At 66.0% G+C, this 26,822-nt stretch carries 21 protein-coding genes, 1 tRNA gene and 1 pseudogene; 12 read left to right on the forward strand and 11 right to left on the reverse strand.

Features of this window, described 5'->3' with window-relative positions:
• Window positions 1-111 precede the first annotated feature (111 nt).
• Together tnpC and tnpB are read right to left on the reverse strand one after the other, a co-directional pair.
• Window positions 112-1,616 (reverse strand): annotated as a pseudogene (gene tnpC / locus AC13CR_RS01520) (IS66 family transposase).
• 60 nt (window positions 1,617-1,676) lie between these two features.
• On the reverse strand, window positions 1,677-1,970 hold the full coding sequence (tnpB, locus tag AC13CR_RS01525) for an IS66 family insertion sequence element accessory protein TnpB (RefSeq protein ID WP_292958045.1): 294 nt from the start codon (window positions 1,968-1,970) through the stop codon (window positions 1,677-1,679).
• On the opposite strand from tnpB, the gene AC13CR_RS01530 reads away from it, so the two are divergent.
• Window positions 1,969-2,262, forward strand: a complete 294-nt coding sequence (locus AC13CR_RS01530; RefSeq protein WP_292958047.1) for a hypothetical protein — start codon at window positions 1,969-1,971, stop codon at window positions 2,260-2,262. The genes tnpB and AC13CR_RS01530 overlap by 2 nt on opposite strands.
• Here the strand turns inward: AC13CR_RS01530 and AC13CR_RS01535 are convergent.
• A tRNA-Gln gene (locus AC13CR_RS01535) sits at window positions 2,248-2,322 on the reverse strand. The genes AC13CR_RS01530 and AC13CR_RS01535 overlap by 15 nt on opposite strands.
• A 94-nt stretch (window positions 2,323-2,416) precedes the next feature.
• Between AC13CR_RS01535 and AC13CR_RS01540 the strand changes: the two genes are divergently transcribed.
• Window positions 2,417-3,601, forward strand: coding sequence for a BaiN/RdsA family NAD(P)/FAD-dependent oxidoreductase (locus AC13CR_RS01540; protein WP_292958049.1), 1,185 nt, complete (start codon window positions 2,417-2,419; stop codon window positions 3,599-3,601).
• A gap of 3 nt (window positions 3,602-3,604) precedes the next feature.
• Here the strand turns inward: AC13CR_RS01540 and AC13CR_RS01545 are convergent, their stop codons facing one another.
• Genes AC13CR_RS01545 through AC13CR_RS01560 form a run of 4 tightly spaced genes read right to left on the reverse strand, consistent with a single transcriptional unit; the run spans window position 3,605 to window position 8,241 of the window.
• Window positions 3,605-4,918: a mechanosensitive ion channel family protein gene (locus tag AC13CR_RS01545; RefSeq protein WP_292958051.1), complete on the reverse strand. Its 1,314-nt coding sequence runs from the start codon at window positions 4,916-4,918 to the stop codon at window positions 3,605-3,607.
• Window positions 4,915-5,757 carry a 3-deoxy-8-phosphooctulonate synthase gene (gene kdsA / locus AC13CR_RS01550; RefSeq protein WP_292958053.1) on the reverse strand — a complete coding sequence of 281 codons (843 nt, stop codon included), beginning with the start codon at window positions 5,755-5,757 and terminating at the stop codon, window positions 4,915-4,917. The genes AC13CR_RS01545 and kdsA overlap by 4 nt, the downstream gene beginning before the upstream one ends.
• Entirely contained in the window at window positions 5,754-7,604 is a 1,851-nt protein-coding gene (locus AC13CR_RS01555) for a KpsE/RkpR family capsule polysaccharide export protein (protein ID WP_482900383.1), read from the reverse strand. Before AC13CR_RS01555 ends, kdsA begins: the two co-directional genes overlap by 4 nt.
• On the reverse strand, window positions 7,588-8,241 hold the full coding sequence (locus AC13CR_RS01560; RefSeq protein ID WP_292958057.1) for an ABC transporter ATP-binding protein: 654 nt from the start codon (window positions 8,239-8,241) through the stop codon (window positions 7,588-7,590). Before AC13CR_RS01560 ends, AC13CR_RS01555 begins: the two co-directional genes overlap by 17 nt.
• A gap of 160 nt (window positions 8,242-8,401) precedes the next feature.
• On the opposite strand from AC13CR_RS01560, the gene AC13CR_RS01565 reads away from it, so the two are divergent.
• The 6 genes from AC13CR_RS01565 to AC13CR_RS01590 all read left to right on the forward strand — a co-directional run bounded on the left by AC13CR_RS01565 (window position 8,402) and on the right by AC13CR_RS01590 (window position 16,630).
• The gene (locus tag AC13CR_RS01565; RefSeq protein ID WP_292958059.1) at window positions 8,402-8,986 is read left to right on the forward strand and encodes a uracil-DNA glycosylase family protein; all 585 of its coding nucleotides are present in this window, start codon (window positions 8,402-8,404) and stop codon (window positions 8,984-8,986) included.
• Window positions 8,987-9,016: 30 nt separating this feature from the next.
• Window positions 9,017-10,342, forward strand: coding sequence for an aspartate aminotransferase family protein (locus AC13CR_RS01570; protein WP_446232756.1), 1,326 nt, complete (start codon window positions 9,017-9,019; stop codon window positions 10,340-10,342).
• A 255-nt stretch (window positions 10,343-10,597) separates the two neighbouring features.
• Complete coding sequence (locus tag AC13CR_RS01575) at window positions 10,598-11,569, forward strand: TAXI family TRAP transporter solute-binding subunit (protein ID WP_292958063.1); 972 nt, start codon at window positions 10,598-10,600, stop codon at window positions 11,567-11,569.
• Between the two features lie 89 nt (window positions 11,570-11,658).
• Entirely contained in the window at window positions 11,659-14,487 is a 2,829-nt protein-coding gene (locus tag AC13CR_RS01580; protein ID WP_482900384.1) for a TRAP transporter permease, read from the forward strand.
• Complete coding sequence (locus AC13CR_RS01585; protein WP_293767502.1) at window positions 14,480-14,902, forward strand: universal stress protein; 423 nt, start codon at window positions 14,480-14,482, stop codon at window positions 14,900-14,902. The genes AC13CR_RS01580 and AC13CR_RS01585 overlap by 8 nt, the downstream gene beginning before the upstream one ends.
• 57 nt (window positions 14,903-14,959) lie before the next feature.
• Window positions 14,960-16,630 carry a formate--tetrahydrofolate ligase gene (locus AC13CR_RS01590; protein WP_292958071.1) on the forward strand — a complete coding sequence of 557 codons (1,671 nt, stop codon included), beginning with the start codon at window positions 14,960-14,962 and terminating at the stop codon, window positions 16,628-16,630.
• Between the two features lie 4 nt (window positions 16,631-16,634).
• Here AC13CR_RS01590 and AC13CR_RS01595 read toward each other — a convergent pair whose 3' ends face one another.
• Complete coding sequence (locus AC13CR_RS01595; RefSeq protein ID WP_292978390.1) at window positions 16,635-17,498, reverse strand: hypothetical protein; 864 nt, start codon at window positions 17,496-17,498, stop codon at window positions 16,635-16,637.
• A gap of 284 nt (window positions 17,499-17,782) precedes the next feature.
• Here AC13CR_RS01595 and AC13CR_RS01600 point away from each other — a divergent pair, with 284 nt between their 5' ends.
• On the forward strand, window positions 17,783-19,387 hold the full coding sequence (locus tag AC13CR_RS01600; protein WP_414692185.1) for a peptide chain release factor 3: 1,605 nt from the start codon (window positions 17,783-17,785) through the stop codon (window positions 19,385-19,387).
• 98 nt (window positions 19,388-19,485) lie between these two features.
• On the opposite strand, the gene AC13CR_RS01605 is transcribed toward AC13CR_RS01600, so the two are convergent.
• Both AC13CR_RS01605 and AC13CR_RS01610 read right to left on the reverse strand, forming a co-directional pair.
• Complete coding sequence (locus AC13CR_RS01605; protein WP_292958077.1) at window positions 19,486-20,328, reverse strand: transglutaminase-like domain-containing protein; 843 nt, start codon at window positions 20,326-20,328, stop codon at window positions 19,486-19,488.
• Window positions 20,328-20,750 carry an OsmC family protein gene (locus AC13CR_RS01610; RefSeq protein WP_292958079.1) on the reverse strand — a complete coding sequence of 141 codons (423 nt, stop codon included), beginning with the start codon at window positions 20,748-20,750 and terminating at the stop codon, window positions 20,328-20,330. The genes AC13CR_RS01605 and AC13CR_RS01610 overlap by 1 nt, the downstream gene beginning before the upstream one ends.
• A gap of 197 nt (window positions 20,751-20,947) precedes the next feature.
• Between AC13CR_RS01610 and AC13CR_RS01615 the strand changes: the two genes are divergently transcribed.
• On the forward strand, window positions 20,948-21,826 hold the full coding sequence (locus AC13CR_RS01615) for a bifunctional helix-turn-helix transcriptional regulator/GNAT family N-acetyltransferase (protein ID WP_292958081.1): 879 nt from the start codon (window positions 20,948-20,950) through the stop codon (window positions 21,824-21,826).
• A 3-nt stretch (window positions 21,827-21,829) separates the two neighbouring features.
• On the opposite strand, the gene AC13CR_RS01620 is transcribed toward AC13CR_RS01615, so the two are convergent.
• The gene (locus AC13CR_RS01620; RefSeq protein WP_292958083.1) at window positions 21,830-23,281 is read right to left on the reverse strand and encodes a TrkH family potassium uptake protein; all 1,452 of its coding nucleotides are present in this window, start codon (window positions 23,279-23,281) and stop codon (window positions 21,830-21,832) included.
• A 283-nt stretch (window positions 23,282-23,564) separates the two neighbouring features.
• On the opposite strand from AC13CR_RS01620, the gene AC13CR_RS01625 reads away from it, so the two are divergent.
• Both AC13CR_RS01625 and AC13CR_RS01630 read left to right on the forward strand, forming a co-directional pair.
• Entirely contained in the window at window positions 23,565-25,208 is a 1,644-nt protein-coding gene (locus tag AC13CR_RS01625; protein WP_292958085.1) for an ABC transporter ATP-binding protein/permease, read from the forward strand.
• On the forward strand, window positions 25,205-26,806 hold the full coding sequence (locus tag AC13CR_RS01630) for an amino acid ABC transporter ATP-binding/permease protein (protein WP_293767497.1): 1,602 nt from the start codon (window positions 25,205-25,207) through the stop codon (window positions 26,804-26,806). Before AC13CR_RS01625 ends, AC13CR_RS01630 begins: the two co-directional genes overlap by 4 nt.
• Window positions 26,807-26,822: the final 16 nt, after the last annotated feature.

Genomic DNA, 26,822 nt, shown 5'->3' on the forward strand with positions numbered 1-26,822 from the left:
TCAACAACAGACGCTTGCTGGAACCCATCGGTAACATCCCGCCAGCAGAGGCCGAGGCAAACTTCTATGCCGCTCTGGAAAGATCAGACATGGCCGCGTAACTAAGACAAATCAGCCTCCGGAAAACCCGGCGCGGTTCAGGAGATCGTCCACGCGGGTGATCTTGTAGTCTGGGATGCAGGCCAGCGTATCGGCGAGCCATCCCTGCGGGTCCACACCATTCAGCTTGGCGGTCTCGATCAGGGTATAGGCGATGGCGGCGGCGCGGCCGCCGGTCTGCGAGCCGACGAACAGGTAGTTCTTCCGTCCGACGGCTACGGATCGCATGGCGCGCTCGGCCGTGTTGTTGTCGAGTTCGAGGAAGCCGTGGTCGAGACAGGGCCGAAGCCGCTTCATGCGCGTCAGGCCACATCGGATCGCCATGGCCAATGGTGACTTGCCGGAGATCGTCGGCAGTTGGTCGTGAAGCCAGCTCTCCAACCCGTCGAAGATGGGCACCGCCTTCGCCTGGCGGATCTCGACGCGCCGGTCCGGCGGTGATCCCCGCGCCTCTTTCTCTACCGCGTAGAGCTGTGCGACCCGCCGGATGGCCTCGTTGGCGATGGCCGACCCCTGGGCCCTGTGGACGTCGACGAACTTGCGCCGGACATGGGCCATGCAGGCAACCTCGCGGATGTCGCCAGACCGGTAGATGTCCTCGAACCCGGCGTAACCGTCGGCGTGCATCCAGCCGCAATATCCTGACAGGTGATCCTTCGGGTGCTGGCCCTTTCGATCCGGCGAGAAGCGATACCAGTTGGCGGGCGGGGCGTCGCCGCCCCAGGGCCGCTCGTCCCGCCCGTATGTCCACAGTCGCGCCGTTGCGGTCTTCCCGGTGCCGGGCGCCAGCATCCTGACCGGGGTGTCATCCGCGAAGATCGCCTTTCCGGCCAGCACATGCCGCCCGATGGCATCAGCGAGCGGTTCCAGAAGTGCAGTGGATTTGCCGACCCAATCCGCCAGCGTCGAGCGGTCAAGGTCGAGCCCGTCGCGCTCGAAGATCCGGCTCTGGCGATAAAGGGGCAGATGGTCGGCGTATTTGGAGACCAGAACATGCGCCAGCAGGCCGGGGCCGGGACGACCGCGCTCGATCGGGCGGGATGGCAGAGAGGCCTGTGTGAATGCCTCACAGCCGGAACAGGCCAGGCGGGGACGGACGATCCGGTTCACGATGAACCGGCCGGGAACATATTCCAGTTCTTCGGTCACATCCTCGCCGAGGCGGCGAAGGGTTCCGCCGCAGCGGGCACAGTCCTCATCGCCGGTGGTCAGTTCTATCTCCTGGCGCGGGATGTGATCGGGGATGGGACGGCGCTTCGGCTGGTCCTTCCCTTCCTCGTCCGGCAGGCGCAGCTTCGCAGTCATCCTGGCGATAGAGATCTCGTTGCCTCAAGCGCCAGTTGAAGCTGCTCGACGGTCTCCGACGACGTGCCAAAGCGATGGCTGCGGCGACCGGCCAACTGGTGGCGCAGCTTCTCCATCAGCATTGCCTGCGACTTCACTTCGGCCAGCAAAAGCGCCGTGAACCGTCGCAGTTCCTCGGGGTCTTCGGGCAGGGATTTGGCCACATCGAGCATGGCCAATCATAGCAAAACATGGGCGAAACAGGAAATCCCGACGTGCTGTCGCGCCCGGTTTCATCCCGCCTTCAGCGGCGTCCAGCTGCGCCGCGGCAGCCGCCAGTCGATTCCTTCCAGCAGCATCGCCAGCTGTGCCGGCGTCAGAGCGATCTTGCCCTCCTTCGCCGACGGCCACACGAAGCGGCCCTTCTCCAGGCGCTTGCTGAACAGGCATGCGCCCTGGCCATCCCACCAGATGATCTTGATCAGATCTCCGCGCCGACCGCGGAAGACGAACATGTGCCCGGCGAACGGGTCCAGCTTCAGCACTGTCTCCGCCTGGGCCGCGAGCGTGGTGAACCCGCGCCGCATGCAGCACGATATCGACCGCCACGAGGAGGCCGAGCAGTCCTACATGGACGAGGGCGTGCGGATTCTCGAACTCGCCCGCAATGCACAGGCGCTGTTCGAACGCCAGCCCGCCCGTGAAAAGCGCCGCCTGCTCAACTTCGTACTTTCGAACTGCTCTTGGGAAGATGGTGAGGTGGTCGCCACCTTCCGCCAACCCTTTGATCTCTTGGCGGAAACGACGGCCATCGCCGCTCGTTCAAGCGCCGAAAACAACGGCAATTCATCGAAAAACGAGATTTGGCTGGGGCGGTAGGATTCGAACCTACGGTACACGGTACCAAAAACCGTTGCCTTACCACTTGGCCACGCCCCAACCGTGCGGGCGTGAATAGCCAAGACCTCCGTAGGCTGCAAGTCGAAAATCGGGAAAACTTGTGTGTTCCGGGGCGGGCCGCTATGGCGCGCGGATGGAGCAGGTGGACATTCTCATTCTGGGCGGCGGGGCGGCCGGATTATTCTGCGCGGGGTCCGCCTTGGCGCCGGGCAGGCGGATTCTGGTTCTGGATCACGCCGCCCGCCCGGCCGAAAAGATCCGGATCTCGGGTGGGGGGCGGTGCAATTTCACCAATCTCGCCAGCGTGCCCGAAAGGTTCCTGTCGGGCAATCCGCGTTTTTCGGCCAGCGCGCTGGCGCGCTATCGCCCCGAGGATTTCGTCGGGCTGGTGGATCGCGCGGGAATCGGCTGGCACGAGAAGTCGCAGGGTCAGCTTTTCTGTGACGGCAAGGCCACGCAGATCACCGACCTGTTGCTGCAGCGGATGCGCGGCGCGGATCTGCGGCTGAGGACCGGGATCGGCGCGGTGGAGCGCACCCCTGATGGTTTCGTCGTCGAAACCGACACTGGGCCTGTCGCCGCGCGCCGGCTGGTGGTGGCGACAGGCGGCCGGTCGATCCCGAAAATGGGCGCGACCGGGCTGGCCCATGACCTGGCGCGACAATTCGGTCTGCGCCTCTCGGAGCCGCGTCCCGGTCTTGTGCCGATGACCTTTGCCGATCAGGATCTGGCCCTGTGCCGTCCACTTGCGGGTGTTTCGGTCGAGGCGAGGATCGTGCATGGCGACGGCGCGTTCCGGGATGCGCTGCTGTTTACCCATCGCGGGCTCAGCGGACCGGTCATCCTGCAGATCTCCAGTTTCTGGCGCCCCGGCGAGACGTTGCAGATCGATCTTGCGCCTGATCACGACGTCGCCGCGGCGCTGAAATCCGCGCGGGGGCGGGCGGGCCGCGTGGAGGTGGCGACCGCGCTTGGGCGGTTTCTGCCCGAGCGGCTGGCTTCGGCAGTGGCGGCTGAAGCCGGGCTGACGGATGCCAGGCTGGCCGATCAGGGCAATCGCGTGCTGGATTCGGTTGGCGCGCGCATCAATCGCTGGCAGGTCCGGCCGGTCGGGACCGAAGGCTATCGCACGGCCGAGGTCACGCTGGGCGGCGTCGATACCCGCGACCTGGATGCCCGCAGCCTGCAGGCGCGGCGGGTGCCGGGATTGTTCTTCATCGGCGAATGCGTCGATGTGACGGGCTGGCTGGGCGGATACAATTTCCAATGGGCCTGGGCGTCGGCCGATGCGGCAGCCCGGGGCATGGAACGGGGTTGATCGTCACTCGCCGACCGGCGTCAGCAGATTGCGGCCATCACCCCTTTCGCGATCCAGAAGTTCCTCGAAAGTCGCGTCGGGGCTGAGATCGGGAGGCTTTTCACGACGCGTGGCCGCGGGCCTGGGCACCGGCTGGGCGGCAGGGGACGGATCGGCCCCCTCGACATGGATGCGATGAATCGGCTCGGGCAGACCGAACCCCTCGGCGTCCATGGCCCGGCGCAGCAGCCGAAAGGCCTCGCCGCGGGCCAGATCGAAATCGGTTCCGTCCTGAGAGACCCAGCCGCCAGCCCGGATGACGAGGGTTTCGGGGCTGGTCGCCTCGACCCAGGCGACGGGTTCGGGGCGTTGCAGCACGAAGCTCATTCCCGCCAGCACCCTCAGGGCCAGATCGCGGGCGCGGCCGAGATCCGAGACCGGGTCGATCACGAGATCGACTAGGAAGCGACGCTCGGGGTTGCGGGTATAGTTGGTCAGCACTGCCTTGTAGATGATCTGGTTCGGGATTCGGATATGATTGCCATCCAGCGTCAGCAGCGTGGTGCCTCGGCTGGTCATGCGGATGACGCGGCCGCGCTGGTCGTTTACCTCGATCAGATCGTTGGGACCGAAGGGCTGGCGCAGCGATAGCAGGATGGTTGCGACAAGGCCCTCGATCGTGTCGCGGGCCGCGAAGCTGAGCGACAGGCCGAAAATCCCTGCCGCGCCCAGCAGCGTGCCCAGAAGTGCGGTCGCGCCCATCAGATCCAGTGCCACCACCAGCGCCACGATCCAGGCGATCAGGCGGATGACCTGGGCCAGAAAGCCGGCGATGAAGGGGTTCGGCGCGACCCGCGCCAAGGTTCGTTCGCGGCGCGAGATCCAGCTGCCGACCAGCAGGATCAGCGCACCGACGACCAGTCCCAGGGCAACGAAGGGCAGGCCGGCGATCACCTGGTTCAACCGTTGCAGGAAACGGTCGCGGACGGTGCCCAGCCGCAACCCGATATCGGTGGTCAGGATCACGTCGTTCTGAATCGCCACGACCCCGTCCACGCGCGCCATCAGTGCATTCAGGCGATCGATCTGCACCTGCTCGGTCACCTCGCCGGTCAGCCGAACGATGCCCGCATCGACCCTCGCGCGCACCTTGTCGAAGGCGCTGACCTGCGACAGGATGCTGTCGATCCGGGTCCGGATCGCTGCGTCTGACGCCGCGTTGTCTCCGACCGGAATCGTCCCCGAAGGCGCGGTGATCACGCCGCCATCCTCCCGCGCCTGCGAAACCGCGGCAAACGGCAGGACAAGAAGAATCGACAGCAGCAGCGCCCGAATCATGATGTCAGCGGATCGGCCTTGGCCAAGCGGTCGAACGCCATCAGCGAGGCGATCAGGGCAGGCATCTGCTGAAGCGGGACCATGTTGGGACCGTCCGAGGGCGCGTTGTCGGGATCCTCGTGCGTCTCGATGAAGACGCCGGCCACGCCCAGCGACACCGCGGCGCGCGCCATGACCGGTGCGAATTCCCGCTGGCCGCCGGACGAGCCGCCCTGGCCGCCCGGCTGCTGCACCGAATGGGTGGCGTCCATGATCACCGGGTAGCCGCTGCGCGCCATGATCGGCAGCGACCGCATGTCGGCAACCAGGGTGTTGTAGCCGAAGCTGACGCCGCGTTCGGTCAGCAGGATGCTGTCGTTGCCGGTCGAGGCGACTTTCTGCGCCACGTTGGCCATGTCCCAGGGCGCAAGGAACTGGCCCTTCTTGACATTCACGACAGCGCCGGTCCGCCCGGCGGCCAGAAGCAGGTCGGTCTGGCGGCACAGAAAGGCGGGGATCTGGATCACATCGACCGATCGCGCCGCGCGGACCGCCTGCGCCGCGTCATGCACGTCGGTCAGGACCGGGCAGCCGATCCGGTCGCGGACCGTTTCCAGAATCGCCAGTCCCTCCTCGATCCCCAACCCGCGCCTGCCGCTCAGCGAGGTGCGATTGGCCTTGTCGTAGCTGGCCTTGAAGACGAAGCCCGCACCCGCCGCGCGGCAAGCCTCGGCCATGCTTTCGGCGATCATGAGCGCGTGTTCCAGGCTTTCCAGCTGGCAGGGCCCCGCGATCAACGTCAGCGGAAGATCGTTGCCGCAGGTCACGGGGCCGATGCGGATGTGGCGTGATGTGGTCATGTGGAAACCTGCTCTCTCAGGATGGATACGGTCAGCGACAGCATCAGGTAGATACCCGAAAAGATCAGAAAGGCCACGATGGTGTTCTGGACCGCCTTTGGATAGGTGGCCTCGTCGGGCGGAACCGGGGCGACCGAGAGCGACAGATAGCGGACCTGCTTGTTGGCCTCGATCCGGGCGCCTTCCATCTGCGCCGCCGCCGCGGCCAGCAATTCCTGGCGTGTCGCCAGATCGCTTTCGGCAATGCGCAGCTCGCCGGTGATCGCCGCCAGAGAGGCGCGCTGTTCGTTGCCCTGGGTCAGTTGCTGGCGGGTATCGGCGATCATCTTTTCCAGCCGCGAGATGTCGCCGCGCGCGGCGTCCACGCGGCTTTGCTGGGGGCGCGGATTGGCCAGCAACTGACCCAGTTCCAGCCGCTTCTGGCTCAGTTGCCCTTCCAGCGTGGCAATCTGGTTCATCACCACCGTGCCTTCGGCGGCCGGATCCAGCACACCCAGGTCCTGTTGCAATTCCTGGACCCGCCGCTGCGCGTCGAGAACCTTGGTCTCGGCGTCGCGATAAGATTCGGCGGCGCCCTCCATCTGGTCCGATCGCAGGCGGGCGGTCATCCTGTCCACCTGTTCCTCGGCATATCGGATCAGTGCCAGCGAAAACTGCTCGCTCAGGGCGGGATCGGGGGCGATCACCTCCATGTCGATGACGCCTTCGGTCGGATCGTAGCCTATCCTGACCGAATTCCTGTAGGTGGCATAGGCGTCTTCATTGCTGGCATCGAGGGGAAGCCGTTTGATCGGATCGATGCCCGGCTGCTGGAAGGCGGCCTTGAAGCCCTTGTCGGCGTCCAGCCGCAGCATCGCATCGCGCGAATTCAGATAGCTTTGCACAGCCACGGAATCGGGATTGGTGGCAAGCTGCGAACCGGCCAGAAGACCGCCGGCGCCCCCCGCCGAGGCGGATTCGGCCCGTTGTATCTGGAATTGCGAGAAGGTGGCGTAAAGCGGTGTCGCAACGCGGAAATAATACCAGCCCGCCAGCGCCGTGGGCAGCGCCACGAACAGCAGCAGGCGCAGGGTCAGCATGAACAGACGGCGGCGGCGGCGGCGCGCGATATCGCGCTGGATCCGATAAATTTCGGCCGCCCGCCGTTTCTCGGTCAGCGCCTCGCGAGAGGGCATCTGCGGCCGCACGGGGCCGACCTCGGTGCCCGGTTTTCGGGGCGTGGGAACGGCCACGGGCGACGGTTGCGGCATGATCGCCGGCGCATTGGCCGAAGGCGCGGCCTGCGCCCGGCTCCCTTCGCTTGACAGGATCTGGCCCAGAGCCGCCCGGTGCGAGGGATCGATGCCCCGTTCGCGCAGCCGCAACACCGCCTCCTGGTCCGATGAAACCGGGATCTGGTGCAGCAGGGCGATGCGCCGGGCGATCCGAAGCTGGCGGTCGGTCAGCTGTTCCTCCTGGATCAGCTGCAACTTGGCCTTCAGGTCCGGCTCATCGTCGCTGCGGACGGATTGGGCAGGCTTGTCATCGAGTTGCGACGCCCCGAGCGCCGGAAAACCGTCATCGACCGGTTCGGTGCGCATGAATCTTTCGCGCTCCGCCTCGGACCCGGGTTCGGGAGAGGCGGGCGGATCCGTTGCGGGGTTGGAGCCGGTGCCGCCCGCGACCGGGCTTTCGCTGTGGCGCGTCGGCATCGCGACCTTTCTTTGCAACTCGACCCGAACATTCTCGATTCCCTTGGCCGGCGCGGCCTTGGCCGCATCGCTGCGCCCGTCCGAACCGGTCGCGGCGGTCCGCAGCGATTGCGAAGGAGAGGCGTGATAGCGCCGGGCCTTAGGCGGTGTAGTCATAATATTGCTTCGCCTCGTCGAGGGATTCGAACATGTAGAGCCTGCCGTCACGCAGGATCGCGGCCGAACGGCAGAATTTCTCGATCGTCGCGGGCTGGTGGGAAACGATCACGACGGTCGCGCTGCGCAGCCTTTCGAAAAGCACCGACCCGGCCTTGCGGTTGAATTCGACATCGGTCGTCTGGGGCATCCCTTCATCGATCAGGTAGATGTCGAATTCCAGCGCGAGAAGCAGCGAAAAGGTGAAGCGCTGGCGCATCCCGGCGGAATAGGTTCCCACCGGCATGTCGAAATATTCGTCGATATCGGTCAGCCAGCGGGTGAAGGCGGCCACGTAATCGGGATCCAGTCCATAGATGCGCGCAATATAGCGGGCATTCTCGTTGGCCGAATGCTTGGTGACGACCCCGCCCATGAATCCCAGCGGAAACGAGATCCGCGAGGTTGATCGGATCGTGCCCTCATCGGGTTTTTCCAGCCCGCACATCATGTTGACCAACGTCGTCTTGCCGGTGCCGTTGGGCGCCAGGATGCCCAGCGAATGCCCCGGCTCGACACGGAAGGAGGCACGATCCAGGATCACCTTGCGCTGCGTGCCGGTCCAGAAGGATTTCGAGACATTGTCGAATTCCAGCATGGCTTTGCGTCGCGATCCTTCCTGCGGTGGTGATCCGGCCCGGCCGGACCTGCCCAGACCATATGTCTGCGTCGTTATGCTGTCCAGTTGACGCGGTCGGCGTTGAGAAATCGTTAAGGCACAGGGTGTTTTCGCGCGGCATTTTCACTAGATCGGTCGGATGAGCGATCTTTCGCACCGGATTTCCGCCTGCCGCCTCTGCGCGCCGCGCTTTGCGGCGACCGCGACGCGCCACGCGCCGCGTCCCGTGACCTGGTTCGCGCCGGGCGCGCGAATCCTGGTCGTCGGGCAGGCACCGGGGATGCGGGTGCACCAAAGCGGACGCCCCTTCACCGATCGTTCGGGCGACAGGTTGCGCGACTGGATGGGCGTGGACCAGGCCACCTTCTATGACCGCGCCCGGATCGCCATCGTGCCGATGGCCTTCTGTTTTCCGGGTTATGACGGCAAGGGGGCCGACCTGCCGCCGCCGCCGATCTGCGCCGCGACCTGGCGGGCGCAGGTTCTGGACCTGCTGCAACCCGATCTGACGCTGCTGGTGGGCGGTCACGCAATGCGCTGGCATCTGGGCGCCGGCAATGTCACGCAAACCGTGGCCGCTTGGCGCGATCACGCGCCGGCGATCTTTCCGCTGCCGCATCCTTCGTGGCGCAATACCGGCTGGCTGAAGCGCAATCCCTGGTTTCACGCCGATCTGCTGCCCGCCCTGCGCGAAGCGGTGGCGGCGCGGCTGGATGCGGGTTAGAAATCCCCTGGCCGAGAACAGGAGCCCTCGATGTCGCATGTCTTTCCCCGCCATTGCCAGTCCCAGCCCCCGGTCGCCATCGGCGGCGAGGGCGTCTGGCTGATCGACGCCGAGGGCAATCGATATCTGGATGGCTCGGGCGGCGCGGCGGTGTCCTGCCTTGGCCATGGCGATGCCGGGGTGACGCGCGCGATCAAGGATCAGCTTGACCGGCTTGCCTTCGCGCATACGGGCTTTCTGACCAGCGAACCCGCCGAGGCGCTGGCCGATCTGCTGATCGCCCATGCGCCCGGCGACCTGGACCGGGTCTATTTCGTGTCGGGCGGGTCCGAGGCGACCGAGGCCGCGATCAAGCTGGCCCGGCAATACTGGGTGGAAAAGGGGCAGCCACAGCGCTCGCGCCTGATCGCGCGGCGGCAAAGCTATCACGGCAACACGATCGGTGCGCTGTCGGCGGGCGGCAACGAATGGCGACGGCAGCAATTCGGCCCGCTGCTGCTGGATGTCAGCCATATCGCGCCCTGCTATGAATATCGCGACCGGGCCGGGGGCGAGACGCCCGAGGAATACGGCCTGAGCGCCGCCGAGGCGCTGCGCGATGAGATCGAACGCCTTGGCCCCGAAACGGTGATGGCCTTCATGGCCGAGCCGGTCGTGGGCGCGACGGCCGGCGCAGTGCCGCCCGCACCGGGCTATTTCAGGCGCATCCGCGAGATCTGCGACGAATACGGCATCCTGCTGATCCTGGACGAAGTGATGTGCGGGATGGGACGCACCGGCACCTTGTTCGCCTGCGAGCAGGACGGGATCGCGCCCGATATCCTGTGCATCGCCAAGGGCTTGGGGGCCGGATATCAACCGATCGGTGCGATGCTGTGCAGCAAGATCGTCTATCGGGCGATCGCAGATGGCAGCGGCTTTTTCCAGCACGGGCACACCTATATCGGCCATCCCGTCGCCACGGCGGCGGGGCTGGCGGTGGTGCGCGCCATTCTGGATCGCGGGCTGCTGCCGCAGGTCCGGCAGAAGGGCGAAGCCTTGCAAGAGGCGCTGGTCGCACGGCTGGGGCAGCACCCGCATGTGGGCGACATTCGCGGGCGCGGCCTGTTTCGCGGGATCGAACTGGTCGCGGACCGGGCCACGAAAGAGCCTTTCGACCCGTCGCTGAAGGTCGCGGCGCGACTGAAGAAGGCGGCCTTCCAGAACGGGCTGATCTGCTATCCCATGTCAGGCACGATCGACGGCCGACGCGGCGATCACGTTCTGCTGGCTCCGCCCTTCATCATCTCTGATGACGAGACGGCGATGCTGGTGGACAGGCTGGCCGGCGCGCTGGAACTGGTCTGCCCTGCCTGACGCCGGGGACAGTGCGGTTCTGCCTGGCCCGCCGCCGCCGCTATCGGAATTCCTTCCCGTCGGGCGATGGGACGTCCGGCGAATCAAGCGATGGCTGAAATTTCCTTGGCAAGCCTTCGGAAACAAACAAAAACCTTCCTGTTCAGGCATTAGGGATTGCCAAAGCGCAGGACTGCGTTACCGTATTCACGAACCCGCGCCAAAGCTGCGGGAGGGGACGGGTCTCGTCCCGGACCATCAAAGGGAGCAAGCTCTATGACCAAATTCGGACCGTTTCTGCTAACCGCCGCCCTCGCCCTGGGCGTGGGCGCTGCCCAGGCGCAGGAGGAAAAATTCATCACCATCGGCACCGGCGGACAGACCGGCGTCTATTATGTCGTCGGCCAGTCGATCTGCCGTCTGGTCAACCGTGACACCGCCAAGACCGGTATCAAGTGCACCGCGCCCTCGACCGGCGGATCCGTCGCCAATGTCAATGCGATCAAGAATGGCGACATGACCATGGGCGTCGCCCAGTCCGATATCCAGTATCACGCCTATAACGGCGATGTTCCCGATTTCGAGGGCGACAAGAAGGTCGACAAGCTGCGGGCCGTGTTCTCGGTCCATCCCGAGCCGTTCACCGTCGTCGCCCGCAAGGATGCCAATATCCAGACCTTCGACGATCTGAAGGGCAAGCGGGTCAACGTGGGCAATCCCGGTTCGGGACAATTGGCCACGATGGAGGTCGTGCTGAAGGCCAAGGGCTGGACGATGAACGACTTCGCGCTGGCCTCGCAATTGAAGCCGGCGGAACAATCCGCGGCGTTGGGCGACAACAAGGTCGATGCGATCGTCTATACCGTCGGCCATCCGAATGGCTCGATCCAGGAGGCGACCTCGACCGTGGACGCCAATCTGGTCCCGGTCGAGGGCCCCGAGATCGACAAGCTGGTCAAGGAGAACCCCTATTACGCCAAGGCGACCATTCCGGGTGGCATGTATCCGGGAACCGACAACGATACCAACACCTTCGGCGTCAAGGCGACCTTCGTGACCTCGGCCGACGTGCCCGAAGACGTGGTCTACGAGGTGGTGAAGGCGGTCTTCGACAATTTCGACCGATTCAAGAAGCTGCATCCGGCCTTCGCCAATCTCGATCCCAAGGAGATGGTCACGGAAGGCAACAGCGCGCCGCTGCATCCGGGGGCCGAGAAATATTACAGGGAACAGGGCTGGATCCAGTAATTCCGGCGCAAGTCACGGGCGGCCCTGCCGGGGCCGCCCATCGCTCTTGACCATAACGACAACAAGCCCAGACAACGGGGGATGCTGCGATGAGCGAGACGGATCGGGACAAGTCCCACAAGGACGACCAGTTCGAGGCCAGCGCCGTCGAGATGGCCGCCTCGGGCCATGGCGGCCTGTCGCAGCAGGAAATCGACGAGCTCGTCGCATCCTCCGATACCGGGGCACGGACGCCGCCCGGCTTCGTGGGCAAGCTGATCCTGATGACCGCGCTGGCCTGGTCGCTGTTCCAGCTGTGGATCGCCTCGCCAATTCCGTTCATGGTGGGTTTCGGGGTTCTGAACGACACCGAGACGCGATCGATCCACCTCGCCTTCGCGCTGTTTCTGGCCTATATGGCCTATCCGGCAGAGCGCACGCCGTTCCAGTTGATCCTGGGCGTCGGCGTGCCGGCGCTGATGGTCGTCCTGTTCATCATGGGATCCAAGACCGGCGTGCCGGTCTGGTGGATCCCCATCGTCGGCGCCGCCGTCATCGCCGCGATCCTGCTGGGCAGTCCCAAGTCGTGGGTGCCGCCCTGGGAATGGGCGCTGGCCATCGTCGCGGCCATTGCCGCGCTTTACATCTATTTCGCCTATGACGGGATTTCGTCCCGCGTGGGCGCGCCGATCATGCAGGATTACGTGATTTCCGTCATCGGGATCATTCTGCTGCTGGAGGCCACCCGACGCAGCCTGGGTCCGGCGCTGATGATCGTGGCGTCGGTGTTTCTGGTCTATACCTTTCTTGGCCCCTACATGCCGGACATCATCGCCCACAAGGGCAATTCGCTGGCGGAAGTGGTCAATCACCAATGGATCACGACCGAGGGCGTGTTCGGCATCGCGCTTGGCGTTTCGACCAGTTTCGTGTTCCTGTTCGTGCTGTTCGGGGCGCTGCTGGACAAGGCCGGGGCGGGCAACTACTTCATCCAGGTGGCATTCTCGCTGATGGGCCACATGCGCGGCGGCCCCGCCAAGGCCGCCGTCGTCAGTTCGGCGATGACCGGCCTGATTTCCGGCTCGTCCATCGCCAATGTCGTCACGACCGGCACCTTTACCATTCCGCTGATGAAGAAGGTGGGCTTTTCATCCGAAAAGGCCGGCGCGGTCGAGGTCGCCTCGTCGGTGAACGGTCAGATCATGCCGCCTGTGATGGGTGCCGCCGCCTTCCTGATGGTCGAATATGTCGGAATTCCCTATTTCGATGTGGTCAAGAACGCCTTCATCCCGGCCACGATCAGCTATATCGCATTGGTCTATATCGTCCATCTCGAGGCGATGAAGGCGGGCATGAAGGGTCTGCCGCGCGCCTATACGCCGGGGCCGCTGATGCGTCGCCTGATCGGTTTCCTGTTCGGCATCGTCGCGGTCGGCATCCTCGGGTTCCTGCTGAAGGTGACGATGGGCTGGATCCGCCCCACCTTCGGTTCCGATGCGATCTGGGTGGTCTTCGCGCTGCTGGTCGCGGCCTATCTGGGCCTGCTCTACATCGCCTCGCGCGAGGAGCCGTTGCAGATGGATGATCCCAACGCGCCGGTCACCCAGCTTCCGCTGCCGGGGCCGACGGTGCGGTCGGGGCTGCATTTCATCCTGCCGATCGTGGTGCTGGTCTGGGCGCTGATGGTCGATCGCCTCTCGCCGGGGCTGTCGGCCTTCTGGGCCACCGCCTTCATGATCTTCATCCTTCTGACGCAGCGGCCGCTGATGGTGATGATGCGCGGCACCGACCGGACCGGAAACGCCGCCATCGGGTCGGCCATGCGATCGGGCGTCGACGATCTGGTGGACGGGCTGATTTCCGGCGCACGCAACATGATCGGCATCGGCATCGCGACGGCGACGGCGGGCATCATCGTCGGCGCGGTCAGTCAGACCGGCGTCGGTTCGGCGCTGGCCGATGTGGTCGAGGTGCTTTCGGGCGGCAACCTGATGGCGATCCTGCTGCTGACGGCCGTGCTGTCGCTGATCCTGGGCATGGGCCTGCCGACGACGGCGAACTACATTGTCGTCTCGGCGCTGCTGGCACCGGTCATCGTCACGCTGGGCCAGCAGAACGGACTGATCGTGCCGCTGATCGCGGTGCATCTGTTCGTGTTCTACTTCGGCATCATGGCCGACGTGACCCCGCCCGTGGGGCTGGCCTCGTTCGCAGCCGCCGCGGTGTCAGGCGGCGATCCGATCAAGACCGGGGTCATCGCCTTCTTCTACAGCCTGCGCACCGCGGCGCTGCCTTTCCTGTTCATCTTCAACACCGACCTTCTGCTGATCAACGTGGACTGGATCCACGGCATCTTCGTCTTCATCACGGCGACGGTGGCGATGCTGCTGTTCGCGGCCGCGACGCAGGGCTGGTTCCTGGTTCGCAACAGGATCTGGGAGACGGTGCTGCTGCTGCTGGTCGCCTTCGCGATCTTCCGGCCCGGCTTTTTCATGGATTACATCTATCCGCCCTATGACGACCTGCCGCCCACGGAATTCGCGCAGGCGTTGCAGGATTCGCCCGTGGGCGATCCGTTGCGGCTGCGGGTGGCCGGCTTGAACGATGTCGGAGACCCTGTCGAGTTCACCGCGCTGCTGGAGGTGCCCCAAGGCGCCACCGGAGAAGAGCGGATGCAGGCCCTGGGCATCGAGACGATCCGGAACGGCGACGAGGTGGTGATCGACAACGTGGCCTTCGACAGCCCGGCTCAGGCGGCGGGTCTGGACTGGGATCAAAAGATCCTGCTGGTCCGCGCACCGGCGCCCGCCCCGTCGAAATACTGGATCTACATTCCCGCCTTGCTGATCCTGGCGCTGGTGGTCTGGCTGCAGCGGCGCCGGATCGAACCGGATGAATCCACGCCGCGGCGCCGGGAAAAGGGGCTGAGCCATGCCTGACACGATCCTGCTGCCCATCGACCTGCAACATCCCGAAAGCTGGGAAAAGGCGCTTCCCGCCGCGCGCGCGCAGGCGGGCGCGACCGGCACGATCCATCTGCTGGGAATCGTTCTGGACATCGGATCCTCCATGGTTGCAACCTATCTGCCAAAAGGGTTCGAGAAACAGGCGCTGGAGGCGATGAAGGATGCGCTGGACAATTTCGCCGAACAGCAGATGCCGGGCGAGAAGGTCGTGACCCATGTGGGACATGGCCATGTCGCCGAAACCATCCTGCGCAGCGCCGACAGGATCGGCGCCGACCTGATCGTCATGGCCAGCCACCAGCCGGACGAGCTGCGCAGCATCCTGATCAGCAGCCATGCCAATGCGGTCGTGCGCCATGCGCCGATCTCGGTCCTTGTCGTGCGCTAGGCGGACGGGGGCCGGCTTGCGCGTTGACAGGGGCGCAGCCTCGGGCATTCTGGTGCCATGACATCCGATATCCAGATCGCCCGCGCCGCGCAGAAGCTGCCCATTCAGGACATCGCCGCCCGGCTTGGGCTGGGCGCGCGAGACATCCTTCCCCATGGCCATGACAAGGCCAAGATCACCCATGACGCGCTTGCCCGGCTGCCTGTCCACAAGGCGGGGCGGCTGATCCTTGTCACTGCGATCAACCCGACGCCCGCGGGCGAGGGCAAGACCACGACCACTGTCGGACTTGGCGATGCGCTGAACCGGATCGGCAAGCGCACGACGATCTGCATCCGCGAGGCCAGCCTGGGGCCGAATTTCGGCATGAAGGGCGGCGCCGCCGGCGGGGGCCGGGCCCAGATCGTGCCGATGGAAGAGATGAACCTGCATTTCACCGGCGATTTCCACGCGATCACAAGCGCCCACAACCTGCTGTCGGCGATGATCGACAATCACGTCTACTGGGGCAATGCGCTGGATCTCGACACGCGCCGGATCACCTGGCGGCGGGTCATGGACATGAACGACCGCGCGCTGCGCGAGATGGCGCTTGGGCTGGGAGGGATTGCAAATGGCTTTCCGCGCCAGACCGGCTTCGACATCACCGTGGCGTCCGAGGTGATGGCGATCCTGTGCCTGGCCACCGATCTGGCCGATCTCCAGTCCCGGCTGGGCCGCATCGTCATCGGCTATACGCGCGATCGCCGGGCTGTCACGGCGCGTGATCTGAAGGCCGATGGCGCGATGACCGTGCTTCTGAAGGACGCGCTGCAACCCAATCTGGTGCAGACGCTGGAAAACAATCCGGCGCTGGTCCATGGCGGTCCCTTCGCCAATATCGCCCATGGCTGCAACAGCGCCATCGCCACCCGCGCGGCGCTGGCGCTGTCCGACTATGTGGTGACCGAGGCGGGTTTCGGCGCCGATCTGGGGGCCGAGAAGTTTCTGGACATCAAATGCCGCATCGCGAATCTGGCGCCCTCGGCGGTCGTGCTGGTCGCGACGATCCGGGCGTTGAAGATGAATGGCGGCGTGGCGAGGGCCGATCTTTCGACCCGGGATCCCGCCGCCGTCCGGCGCGGCTGCGCCAATCTGGGCCGGCATATCGAAAACCTGCGTGGCTACGGGCTGCCCGTCGTCGTGGCCCTGAACCATTTCGATGGCGATGCCGAGGCCGAGATCGCGGTCTTGCAGGATTATTGCGCCCATCACGATGTCCGGGCCGTGCTGGCCCGGCACTGGGCCGAGGGCGGGGCAGGGGCCGAGGATCTGGCCCGCGAGGTGGTGGCGCTGGCCGAAAGCGGCAAGGCCGATTTCCACACGCTCTATCCATCCTCGATGCCGCTGTGGCAGAAGATCGAGACGATCTGCGCCCGCATCTATCGCGCGGCCCACGTCGAGGCCGCGCCGGGCATCCGCGCACAACTGGAAGCCTGGGAAGAGGCGGGCCACGGTGCGATGCCGGTCTGCATCGCCAAGACGCAATATTCCTTTACCACCGATCCCAACCAGCGTGGCGCGCCCGATGGCCACACGATCCCGGTTCGCGAGGTGCGGCTGAACGCGGGCGCGGGTTTCGTCGTGGCGATCTGCGGCGAAATCATGACCATGCCCGGTCTTCCGCGGCACCCGTCAGCCGAGACCATCGGGCTGGACGCCAGCGGTCAGGTCGAGGGATTGTTCTGACCGATCAGGCCGCCATCCGGTCGGGCGGCGGTTTGTGCCAGCGGCGATAGCGCACCATGTGCAACGCCGCGACAGCCGCGATCGTGGACCGTCCGGCGACCGCGAAATCCTGATCTTGCGTGCCAAATCCGGTCCGGTCCGGGAATGAGCCGTCGGGACGCTGGCTTGCGACGATGTCGGACAGCCATGGGCCGACATCGTGATCGGGGTCGATCAGGCAGATGCAATAGATGATCCGGGCCAGCACCGTCAGATCCTTTCGACGCAGCGCCCAATCCGCGATCCGCAGACAATTCTCGAAGATCTCGCCATAGGCACGCGCGGTGCTGAGTTTCGGGCGCTGTGCGCCAAAGCCGTAGATCTGCATCACCAGGCGCCCGAACAGGTCGGCCCGATCCGCGGTCAGAGCGGCGGCGGATAGCGGCCGGCGCAACCATTCCTCGGCCGCGGTCAGCAAGGGCGGCGCGGGTCTGGTCTGCAAGGCCAATTGCGCCGCCAGATCCAGATCGTCGCGGTCGCAGAAATCCCTGATCGCGCGATAAAGCGCGCCGCCGCCAAGCCCCAGCCCCTGCGCCGCCGCCAGCGTGTCACAGATTTCGGGCTCGGCCCCCTTGCGGCGTATCAGATCGCAGACCTCCGCAACCAGCCGATCATCCAGACGCCGCCGCACGAATATCTCCAGTGGCGAGACACTGCCGCGCAACCCGGAACAGACCGGCGCGAGGCGCGCGGCCTGGGACAACGGCGCCACGGCGTCATGTCCGGCCGGCAGGGGATCGGGCAGCGCGTCGACATGGCGCCGGACCCATTCCAGCCCTCGTGCCGAGAGGATATGCATCATCTGATCGTAAGAAGTGTCGAGCGTCATGTGATACACTTTCCTGAGATCGTTAACCATCACCATGTACCGGCCGGAAATGCGCGCGAACGCGCCAGGATCATTCTCGGCATTTATATGCAAGAAAGAGCGATCCAGAAACAACCTTTTGATATTGGTAATCTGATTAACATACTGTCAATACTTAAGCCAAATTGTCGCGATCACGATTTGCATTCATCTATTATTGCGCAGTTTCCCTGCATGTTCTGCAATGGTTCGGCCGTCCTGTGCGGCCCTGATGCGCGATTGCGCTTTCCCCTCTGTCGCGCTAGATGCGCGCCATGCAGAACCGCCCCGATCTTCCCGCCGACATCGCCCGCCGCCGGACCTTCGCGATCATTTCGCATCCGGATGCAGGCAAGACTACGCTGACCGAGAAGTTCCTGCTCTATGGCGGCGCGATCCAGATGGCCGGACAGGTCCGCGCCAAGGGCGAGGCGCGCCGGACGCGATCGGATTTCATGAAGATGGAACAGGATCGCGGCATTTCTGTGTCGGCCTCGGCGATGTCCTTCGACTATGACGGGCACCGTTTCAACCTGGTCGATACGCCGGGCCACAGCGATTTTTCCGAGGATACCTACCGGACGCTGACGGCTGTCGATGCGGCGATCATGGTTATCGACGGGGCGAAAGGCGTGGAAAGCCAGACCCGGAAATTGTTCGAGGTGTGCCGTCTGCGTGATCTTCCGATCCTGACCTTCTGCAACAAGATGGACCGGGAAAGCCGCGATGTTTTCGAGATCATCGACGAGATCCAGGAAAACCTTGCGATCGACGTGTCCCCCGCGTCCTGGCCCATCGGGCAGGGCCGCGATTTCCTGGGCTGCTATGATCTGCTGCACGACCGCCTGGATCTGATGGACCGGGCCGATCGCAACCGGGTGGCGGAATCGATCCGCATCGCGGGTCTGGACGATCCCGAACTGGCCCGGCACCTGCCCGACGAGCTTCTTTCCAGATTGCGCGAAGAGGTCGAGATGGCGCGCGAATTGCTGCCCGCCTTCGATCGCAAATCCTTTCTGGAAGGCCATCTGACGCCGATCTGGTTCGGCAGCGCGATCAATTCCTTCGGCGTGCGCGAATTGATGAACGGGATCCGTGCCTACGGCCCCCCGCCGCAGCCGCAGAACAGCGCCAACCGCGAGATCGCGCCCGAGGAAAAGGCCGTTACCGGTTTCGTCTTCAAGGTGCAGGCCAACATGGACCCCAGGCATCGCGACCGGGTTGCCTTCGTTCGCCTTGCATCGGGTCATTTCGAACGCGGCATGAAGCTGACCCATGTGCGCACGAAGAAACCCATGGCCGTGTCCAATCCGGTGCTGTTCCTGGCCGCGGACCGTGAACTGGCCGACGAGGCCTGGGCCGGCGACATCATCGGGATTCCGAACCACGGCCAGTTGCGCATCGGCGATGCGCTGACCGAGGGCGAGGCGCTGCGTTTCACCGGCATCCCGTCCTTCGCGCCCGAATTGCTGCAATCGGTGCGCGCGACCGATCCGATGAAGGCCAAGCATCTGGAAAAGGCCCTGATGCAATTCGCCGAGGAAGGCGCGGCCAAGGTCTTCAAGCCCATGATCGGGTCGGGATTCATCGTCGGCGTCGTCGGCGCGTTGCAATTCGATGTCCTGGCCAGCCGGATCGAACTGGAATACGGCATTCCGGTCCGGTTCGCGGCCTCGCAATTCACCTCGGCCCGCTGGGTGACGGGACCGAAGGACAAGGTTGAGGCTTTCGCCAATGCCAACAAGGGCCAGATGGCGCAGGACCATGACGGTGATCTGGTCTATCTCACGCGCCTGCAATGGGACATCGACCGCGTCGAACGCGATCATCCCGATCTGGGACTGACCGCCACGAAGGAAATGATGGTCTGATCCCAGCCGGGCTCCGCGCCCTTCCAGACCGCTTTCAGCATGCCAAGGCGACGGAGATCGCCGGCCATCAGGGCGGCGACCATCCTCGAGACTCCAAATCATGCGAACAGCATCCCGTCCAGTTCCCTTCCGGACCCGTCGACGGGATGGCACCAGACGCGAAAGCTTTCCAGCACATGCTGGCCGAAACTGTTCATCAGCGGCACGTCGGCCGCATCATGGCCGCGGGCGACCACGACCCGGCCGATCCGGCGCTGGTTGTTGCGTGGATCGAAGGTCCACCACCGGCCGCCCAGGAAAACCTCGATCCAGGCCGCGAAATCCATCGCAGCGGAATCCGCCGGAACGCCGATGTCGCCGACATATCCGTTGACATAGCGGGCGGGGATGTTCAGCGCCCTCAGATAGGCCAGCGCCAGATGGGCAAAGTCGCGGCAGACCCCGACGCATTCGCTGTTGGCCTGGGTGGCCGTGCGGGTGGCGCGGGCCTGCTGGTAGTCGAACCGGATCCGGCCGTGGACGTGATCGACGATCGCCTGCACCCGGCCCCAGCCGGGTTTCATGCCGCCGAACCGGTCCCAGGCCTCCTGACTGATCAGGTCGGTCTCGACATATCGGGAGCCGCCAAGAAAGGACAGGGCCTCGTCGGGCAGCCCCTCGACCGGCCATTCCTCGGCGCTTTCGTCCACCGGATCGCGCAAGCCGTTATCATGCAGCGTGACGTCGCTCGACAGCACGAAGCGTCCCGCCGGCGCGGTCATGCGCCGGCAGATATTGCCGTATCTGTCAAAATAATCGTGAACCGGAACCTGCGGCGCGGTGTGAACCGCCTCGGGCGCGACGAAATCGGCATGCCGCGCCACATGGGGCGCGGTCATGCAGATGAGCGGCGTGTCCTGCGCCGTCTTGATGACGAATTCGTGCCCGATCCGGATCAGCATCAGCGAACGGATGCCTCCATGGTGATCTCGGCGTTGAGCAGCTTGGAGATCGGGCAGCCTTCCTTGGCCTTCTGCGCCACCTCCAGCACCTTCGATTCATCGCCGTCGGCGCCGATCGTCGTCACCAGATGGGCGGTCTTGACCGCGAACCCCTCGCCTTCCTTGTCCAGGCCGATCTTCGAACTGGTCTCGATGCTCACGCCGGAGATGCCTTCCTGTTCCAGCATCATCGCCAGCGCCATGGAAAAGCAGGCGGCATGGGCCGCGCCGATCAATTCCTCGGGATTGGTGCCCGGCTTGTCCTCGAACCGGGTGCCGAAGCCATAGGGCTGATCGGACAATGCGCCGGACTGGGTCGAGACCAGGCCCTTGCCATCCTTCAGCCCACCGTCCCATTTGGCCGATCCTTTGCGGGTAATCATGCGTCGTCCTCCGTGATGATGTCTGTCGTGACAACGCGGGGGCCCTGCGGTAGTTCGGCGGACAAGGAAATATTAACGGCGGGGCGTTTCCTCACCGCAGCCTCCGCTGCGGCCGACCGATCGGCAACATCCAGGCTTGCGCGGCATCGCGATCGGATTTAGCTGACCAAGGTCAGGTAAGGATCGCGAGGCTTGCGATGTATGATGATCCCGTTCTGCGCCTGCGCCGGTTCCAGCGCGCCGTGACGACCGAGACCGGGGCGCTGGATGGGTCGTTTCTGGGGCGGGGCCGGCCGCTTGGCGCGGCGAGGGTTCTGAATGCGATCGGCCGGGGCCGGCAGGACGTGGCCGCGATCCGCGCCGATCTGGAACTGGACAGCGGTCTGCTGAGCCGGCTTCTGCGCGGGCTGGAGGCCGAGGGGCTGATCGCGATGACGGCCGATCCGGGCGATGCACGGCGGCGGCGGGCGAGGCTGACCGAGGCCGGGCGGGCCGAATTCGACGCCTACGAGGCGATCGCCGATGATCGCGCCCGGGCCTTGCTGGACCGCCATCCCCAGAGGCAAGCCCTGCTGGAGGCAATGGACCTGATCGCGACGGCTTTCGGGCGTGACCGGATCGCGCTGCGCGAGGTCGATCCGCGCGATCCGGCGGCGCTGCATTGTCTGCGGCAATATTACGGCGAACTTGCCAGACGGTTCGCGCGCGGCTTCGACGTGTCGCTGTCCTGCGATCCCGAGGCGGCGGACATGATGCCGCCGCGCGGGGTGTTTCTGGTGGCGGTCGCCGAGGACATGCCGATCGGCTGCGCCGGCCTGAAGGGCCGTCCGGACGGCACAAGCGCCGAGGTCAAGCGCGTCTGGGTCGCGCCCTCGGCGCGCGGGTTGGGGCTGGCGCGGCGGATGATGGACCGGATCGAGGACTGTGCCCGCGCACAGGGCAGGGCGCGTCTGCTGCTGGACACCAACAGCGCGCTGCGCGAGGCCGTGGCCCTGTATCGGCGCCTCGGCTGGACCGCGATCCCGCGGTTCAACGACGATCCCTATCCCGATCTGTTCTTCGAGAAACGGCTCTGACGGTCATCGTTGCCAGAAGCGCGGCAAGAACAGGACCAGGACCGAGATCAGTTCCAGCCGCCCCAGAAACATGCCGAAGATCATCATCCACTTGGCCGCCAAGGGAAAATCCGCGATCGAGCCGTTTTCCGACACCTCCGGCCCCCAGGCCGGGCCGACATTGGCGATCGCCGTCCAGGCCGCGGTCAGCGCCGTCTTCGGATGCAGACCCGTCAGCGACAGTCCGACGATCAGCAGACCGAAGGACAGCATGAAAAGCGTGAAGAAGGCCATGACCGAATCGACCACATCCTTGTCCAGCGGCCGGCCCTCGTAGCGCAGGGCATAGATGCGGTGCGGCGAATGCATCCGGCGGACCTGCACGCGCACGGCCTCGAACAGGACCAGATAGCGGAAAACCTTGACCGAACAGCCGGTCGAGCCGGTACAGCCGCCGATCAGCCCGCAGACGATCAGGATCGCGAAGGGCAGGTGCCCCCACTGGGTGATGTCGGTCGAGGAAAATCCCGTCCCCGAAAAGGTCGAGATCGTGTTGAAGACGGTTTCGCGGATGACCTCGGCCGGGCGCGCGTCCTGCTGAACGTAAAGCAGACGATAGACGACGATGATCGCGCAGGCATAGAAGATCCAGCGCAGATAGGCGCGGATCTGGACATCGCGCCAAAAGGGCACGAAATTTCCGCGCATCGCCTGCACCATGCGGATGAAGGGGATCGAGGCCAGGATCATGAACACCGACGCCGCCCATTCCGGCGCGCCCAGATAGCGGCCGAAACTGGCATCATAGTTGGAGAATCCGCCGGTCGAAACGGTGCTGAAAGCGTGCATCACCGCATCGAATCCGGTCATGCCCAGCAACAGGTAGGTAACGATGCAGGCGGCGGTGAGAAACAGGTAGAGCCGGGTCATCTCGGCCGCGATCTGTCCGGCGCGGGGCAGGATCTTGCCCAGGGTGTCGAACCCTTCCGAGCGGAAGAACTGCATGCCGCCGATCTTCATCACAGGCAGAAAGACCATCGCCACCACCACGATCCCCAGCCCGCCGCTCCAGTGCAGGATGCCGCGCCACAGATGCACGCCCCTGGGCAGGTCATCCAGCGCCGGAAACGCCGTTGTCCCGGTGGTGGTGACGCCGGACATGGCTTCGAAATAGGCGTCGGTCAGGCTGGCCTCGGGCTGACCCAGGATGAAGGGAAGCGCGCCGAAGATCGGCAGGACCGCCCACAGCCCGGAGGTGACCAGGAACGCCTGCTGGATGGTGAGCGAGCGTTCCTCGCCTCCGGTGGCCACCATCGTCAGCAGACCCGCGACCATGGTCAGCAGGCTGCATTGCAGAAAGATGGTCCAGTTCGGATTGCCGTCCCACCAATCCAGCGCCATTGGCAGGGTCATGCCCGCGCCCAGCACGATCAGGATCTTTCCGATGGGATGGGCCACGGGGCGCAGGTCGATCATTCCGCCTGCTTGCCGCGCGCCCCGTCAGGCGTCAAGCGCGCATCCATGCCCTGTGCCACGGGGCGCGGGACCTGTGGCCCGGCTGCGCGGCCCAAGCCGGTTGGCGAGTCCGGACGCCGCGGCGGAAGGGCAAAAAAAGGGGGGTCGGACCGGGCAGGCCCGGTCCGGTCGCTGCCGCTGGGCGTCAGGCGCGTGTTGCGCGTGACAGCCCGTCGCCGGCCGCGCGGTCGCCGCGACGCAGCGGCGCATTGACGGCCCGCCCCGTCCGCGCGAGACCGGCGGCATGGCTCGCGAACCCGCTCCTATCCCCGCCGAACTGGTCCGCATGGCGGCTTCGCAGCAACGCGCCCTGCGTCTGTCCGCATCCCTGAGCACACTGGCAGAGGCGCTGTGGCTGCCGCAGGCCGCGCTGCTGGCCTGGGCGCTGGCCGGGCTGGCCACCGGGCGCGTCGTGGCCCTGAGCTGGTGCGCCGGCGGCGTGGCCGCGATCGGCATCCTGCGCGCCGTTTCGGGCCTCTGGGCGGCAGGCCGGGCCGAGGCGGCCGCCGATGCGGTGATCGCCGATACCCGTTCCGCGCTTTTGTGCCGCGCCGATCGCCGCGCGCCCGAGGCCGCCGCGCCCTCGTCCGCGGCAACCGCCGCCTTGCTGGTGGACAAGATCGAGATGCTGCGACCCTATCTGCTGCGCTGGCACCCGGTTCGTGCCCGCGTGGCGGTGATGCCCTTGCTGATCCTGTCGGTCAGCACCGGCCTGTCCTGGGCGGCGGGGCTGATCCTGGCCATCAGCGGGCCGGTGATCCCGATGTTCATGGCGCTGATCGGTCTGGCGGCGCGGGATGCCGCGAAACGGCAGATGGACGAGATCTCGGATCTGAATGCGCTGATGCTGGACCGGATCGGCGCGCTGGTGGATATCCGCCTGCTGGGCGCGCGGCGGGCGATGCTGGCGGATTTCACGTTGCGCGCCGACCGGCTGCGGGCGCGCACGATGGCCGTCCTGCGCGTCGCCTTCCTGTCCGGTGCGGTGCTGGAACTGTTCGCGGCGCTTGGTGTGGCGATGATGGCCGTCTTCGTGGGCTTCACGCTGCTGGGCGCGCTGGATTTCGGCACCTGGGGCCGCGATCTTGGGCTGGCCGAGGCGATATTCCTGCTGCTGATGGCCCCGGCCTATTTTCAGCCCCTGCGCGACATGGCCGCCGCCTGGCACGACCGGATCGCGGCCCAGGCCGTCGCCCGCGATCTGCTGGCCGATGCCGCCGTGCCCGTGCCCGCGATTCTGGGCGCGGGCCATGCGGGCAGGGCGCTTGCCGGCACCGTCACCACGCATGGGCTGGTGCTGCGCGGCCATGCGCTGCCCGACCTGATCATCGCGCCGGGCGAGGGGGTGGCGCTGACCGGTCCCTCGGGCGCGGGCAAATCGGCGCTTCTGCTGGCGATTGCCGGGCTGTTGCCGGGCTATGGCGCGCTGCGGATCGACGGGGTGCCGCTTGGTCAAAGCAACGCCGACGACTGGCGCGCGGCACTGGCGCTGATCCCGCAAAAGCCGCATTTCCGCGATGTAAGCCTGCGGGAGGAACTGACCTCCGGCCGGCCCGCAACTCCCGGTGCCATCGCCGATGCGCTGCGCCTGGCCGACGCCCAGGGCATTGTCGCGCGTTTGCCAGACGGGTTGGAGACGCGCCTGGGGGAAAGCGGCGCCGGTGTCTCGGGCGGCGAGGCGCGGCGGCTGACCATCGCCCGCGCCGCCCTGCGCAGGCCGGCGCTGATCCTGGCCGACGAGCCGACGGCCGATCTGGACGATGGCACCGCCGAGGCCGTCATCGCCGGGCTTCTGGAAATGCACCGCAAGGGTGCCACGCTGGTCGCGGCCAGCCATGATGCGCGGCTCATCAAGGCGCTGCCGCGCCGGATCGAGGTTGGACGATGACACCGCTGCTGACGATCGCGACGCTGTTCTGGCGCGACCAGCGCCGCGCGATCCTGCGCGGCTTCGCGCTGTCGGCCGCCGTGGCTCTCAGCGGTATCATGCTTCTGGCGCTGTCGGGCTGGTTCATCCTGGCCGCGGGCATGGCCGGGCTGGCCGGGCTGGGGACGGTGTTCGACGTGTTCCGTCCCTCGGCCGGGATCCGGTTCCTCGCCATTGCCCGCACCGGCAGCCGATACGGCGAACGCCTGGCCACGCATGACGCCACGCTGAAGGTTCTGGCCGGGTTGCGGGTGCGGTTGCTGGACGGGCTGTCACGGGCCGACTTCACGCTGCAATCGCGGCTCAGGGGCGGGCAGGCGCTGAATCGGCTGACGGCGGATGTCGATGCGCTGGATGGCCTGGCGATCCGGCTGGTCTTTCCGCTGCTGGCCCTGCTGATCGCGGCGCTTGCGGTCCTCACCGGTCTGTGGCTGCTGGTCGCACCCTCGGTCGCGCTGTGGGTCGCGGGGGCGACTTTTTCCGGCGCGGTCGCGGTGCTGGCATGGGCCGGCAAGGCGGCTTTCGGTCCCTCGTCCGAGGCCGAAGCGCGACGACAGGCGCTGCGCTCGGCCACGGTCGATCATTTGCGCGGTCGCGACTGGCTGGCCGTGGCGGGCCGGCTGACTGCTGCGCGCGAAACCGTTCTGTCGCAGGATCGCAGGGCACGCGCCGCGGCCTTGGCACAGGCGCGGATCGAACATCGCGCCACCGCGGCCTTGCAGGCCGCCGGTGCCATGACGCTGGCGGGAACATTGTGGCTGGCGGGACGCCTGGCAATGCAGGCGCAGATCACGGCCCCGCAGGCCGCCCTGGCGGTTTTCGCGGCCCTCGCGATGGGCGAACTGGCCCTGGCGCTGCAGCGCGGCATCGCCGAACTGGGTCGGATGCGCGGCGCCGCCGCCCGCATCGCGCCGCTGCTGGAACCGCGATCCGCGCCCGCCGCCCCGGACGTGGCGGGGCCGGCCGGGCTGGCCCTGACGTGTCTTGCCGTGGCCGCCGCGCCCGGTCTGCCGCCGGTCGTGACCGGGCTGGACCTGTCTGTCGCACCGGGCGAGACGGTCGCGCTGAAAGGCGTCAGCGGGCGGGGCAAGACCAGTCTTCTGAACGCTGTCGCGGGGCTGGTTCCCCCCGTGCAGGGCGAAATCCGTCGCGGGGGAACCATCGGCTACCTGACCCAGAGGCCCGCCCTCGTGGCCGGCAGTCTGCGGGACACGCTGCGGATGGCCGCGCCCGCGGCGTCCGAGACGGATCTGCGCGCCGTGCTGGATTGCTGCCGGCTCGATCTGCCGCTGGATCACGTTCTGGGCGAGGGCGGCGCCGGGCTTTCGGGCGGGCAGGCGCGCCGGCTGGCTCTGGCACGGGTGTTGATCCAGCGCCCCGGCATCCTGCTGCTGGATGAGCCGACCGAGGGGCTGGACGCCCGCACCGCCGCGCGAGTTCTGCACGGCATCCGCGACTGGCTGCCCGACGCCGCCATCCTGATCGCCGCCCATCGCCTGGCCGAGATCCGGTTCGCCGGAAGGACCCTCGATCTGGATCTGCAGGACAGCGCAGCCTAGGCCCCGCCCATTCCCG

This window comes from Paracoccus sp. L-17, from assembly GCF_056857655.1.

Coding starts and splice junctions, on each gene's coding strand:
- AC13CR_RS01610 (WP_292958079.1), bottom strand. CDS start 20,750: ATGATTACCCGCAAAGGATCGGCCAAATGGGACGGTGGGCTGAAGGAT.
- AC13CR_RS01605 (WP_292958077.1), bottom strand. CDS start 20,328: ATGCTGATCCGGATCGGGCACGAATTCGTCATCAAGACGGCGCAGGAC.
- AC13CR_RS01555 (WP_482900383.1), bottom strand. CDS start 7,604: ATGACTACACCGCCTAAGGCCCGGCGCTATCACGCCTCTCCTTCGCAA.
- AC13CR_RS01600 (WP_414692185.1), top strand. CDS start 17,783: ATGCGCGCCATGCAGAACCGCCCCGATCTTCCCGCCGACATCGCCCGC.
- AC13CR_RS01595 (WP_292978390.1), bottom strand. CDS start 17,498: ATGACGCTCGACACTTCTTACGATCAGATGATGCATATCCTCTCGGCA.
- AC13CR_RS01630 (WP_293767497.1), top strand. CDS start 25,205: ATGACACCGCTGCTGACGATCGCGACGCTGTTCTGGCGCGACCAGCGC.
- kdsA (WP_292958053.1), bottom strand. CDS start 5,757: ATGACCACATCACGCCACATCCGCATCGGCCCCGTGACCTGCGGCAAC.
- AC13CR_RS01590 (WP_292958071.1), top strand. CDS start 14,960: ATGACATCCGATATCCAGATCGCCCGCGCCGCGCAGAAGCTGCCCATT.
- AC13CR_RS01545 (WP_292958051.1), bottom strand. CDS start 4,918: ATGATTCGGGCGCTGCTGCTGTCGATTCTTCTTGTCCTGCCGTTTGCC.
- AC13CR_RS01620 (WP_292958083.1), bottom strand. CDS start 23,281: ATGATCGACCTGCGCCCCGTGGCCCATCCCATCGGAAAGATCCTGATC.
- AC13CR_RS01540 (WP_292958049.1), top strand. CDS start 2,417: ATGGAGCAGGTGGACATTCTCATTCTGGGCGGCGGGGCGGCCGGATTA.
- tnpB (WP_292958045.1), bottom strand. CDS start 1,970: ATGCGGCGCGGGTTCACCACGCTCGCGGCCCAGGCGGAGACAGTGCTG.
- AC13CR_RS01615 (WP_292958081.1), top strand. CDS start 20,948: ATGTATGATGATCCCGTTCTGCGCCTGCGCCGGTTCCAGCGCGCCGTG.
- AC13CR_RS01580 (WP_482900384.1), top strand. CDS start 11,659: ATGAGCGAGACGGATCGGGACAAGTCCCACAAGGACGACCAGTTCGAG.
- AC13CR_RS01570 (WP_446232756.1), top strand. CDS start 9,017: ATGTCGCATGTCTTTCCCCGCCATTGCCAGTCCCAGCCCCCGGTCGCC.
- AC13CR_RS01565 (WP_292958059.1), top strand. CDS start 8,402: ATGAGCGATCTTTCGCACCGGATTTCCGCCTGCCGCCTCTGCGCGCCG.
- AC13CR_RS01530 (WP_292958047.1), top strand. CDS start 1,969: ATGCAGCACGATATCGACCGCCACGAGGAGGCCGAGCAGTCCTACATG.
- AC13CR_RS01625 (WP_292958085.1), top strand. CDS start 23,565: ATGGCTCGCGAACCCGCTCCTATCCCCGCCGAACTGGTCCGCATGGCG.
- AC13CR_RS01560 (WP_292958057.1), bottom strand. CDS start 8,241: ATGCTGGAATTCGACAATGTCTCGAAATCCTTCTGGACCGGCACGCAG.
- AC13CR_RS01575 (WP_292958063.1), top strand. CDS start 10,598: ATGACCAAATTCGGACCGTTTCTGCTAACCGCCGCCCTCGCCCTGGGC.
- AC13CR_RS01585 (WP_293767502.1), top strand. CDS start 14,480: ATGCCTGACACGATCCTGCTGCCCATCGACCTGCAACATCCCGAAAGC.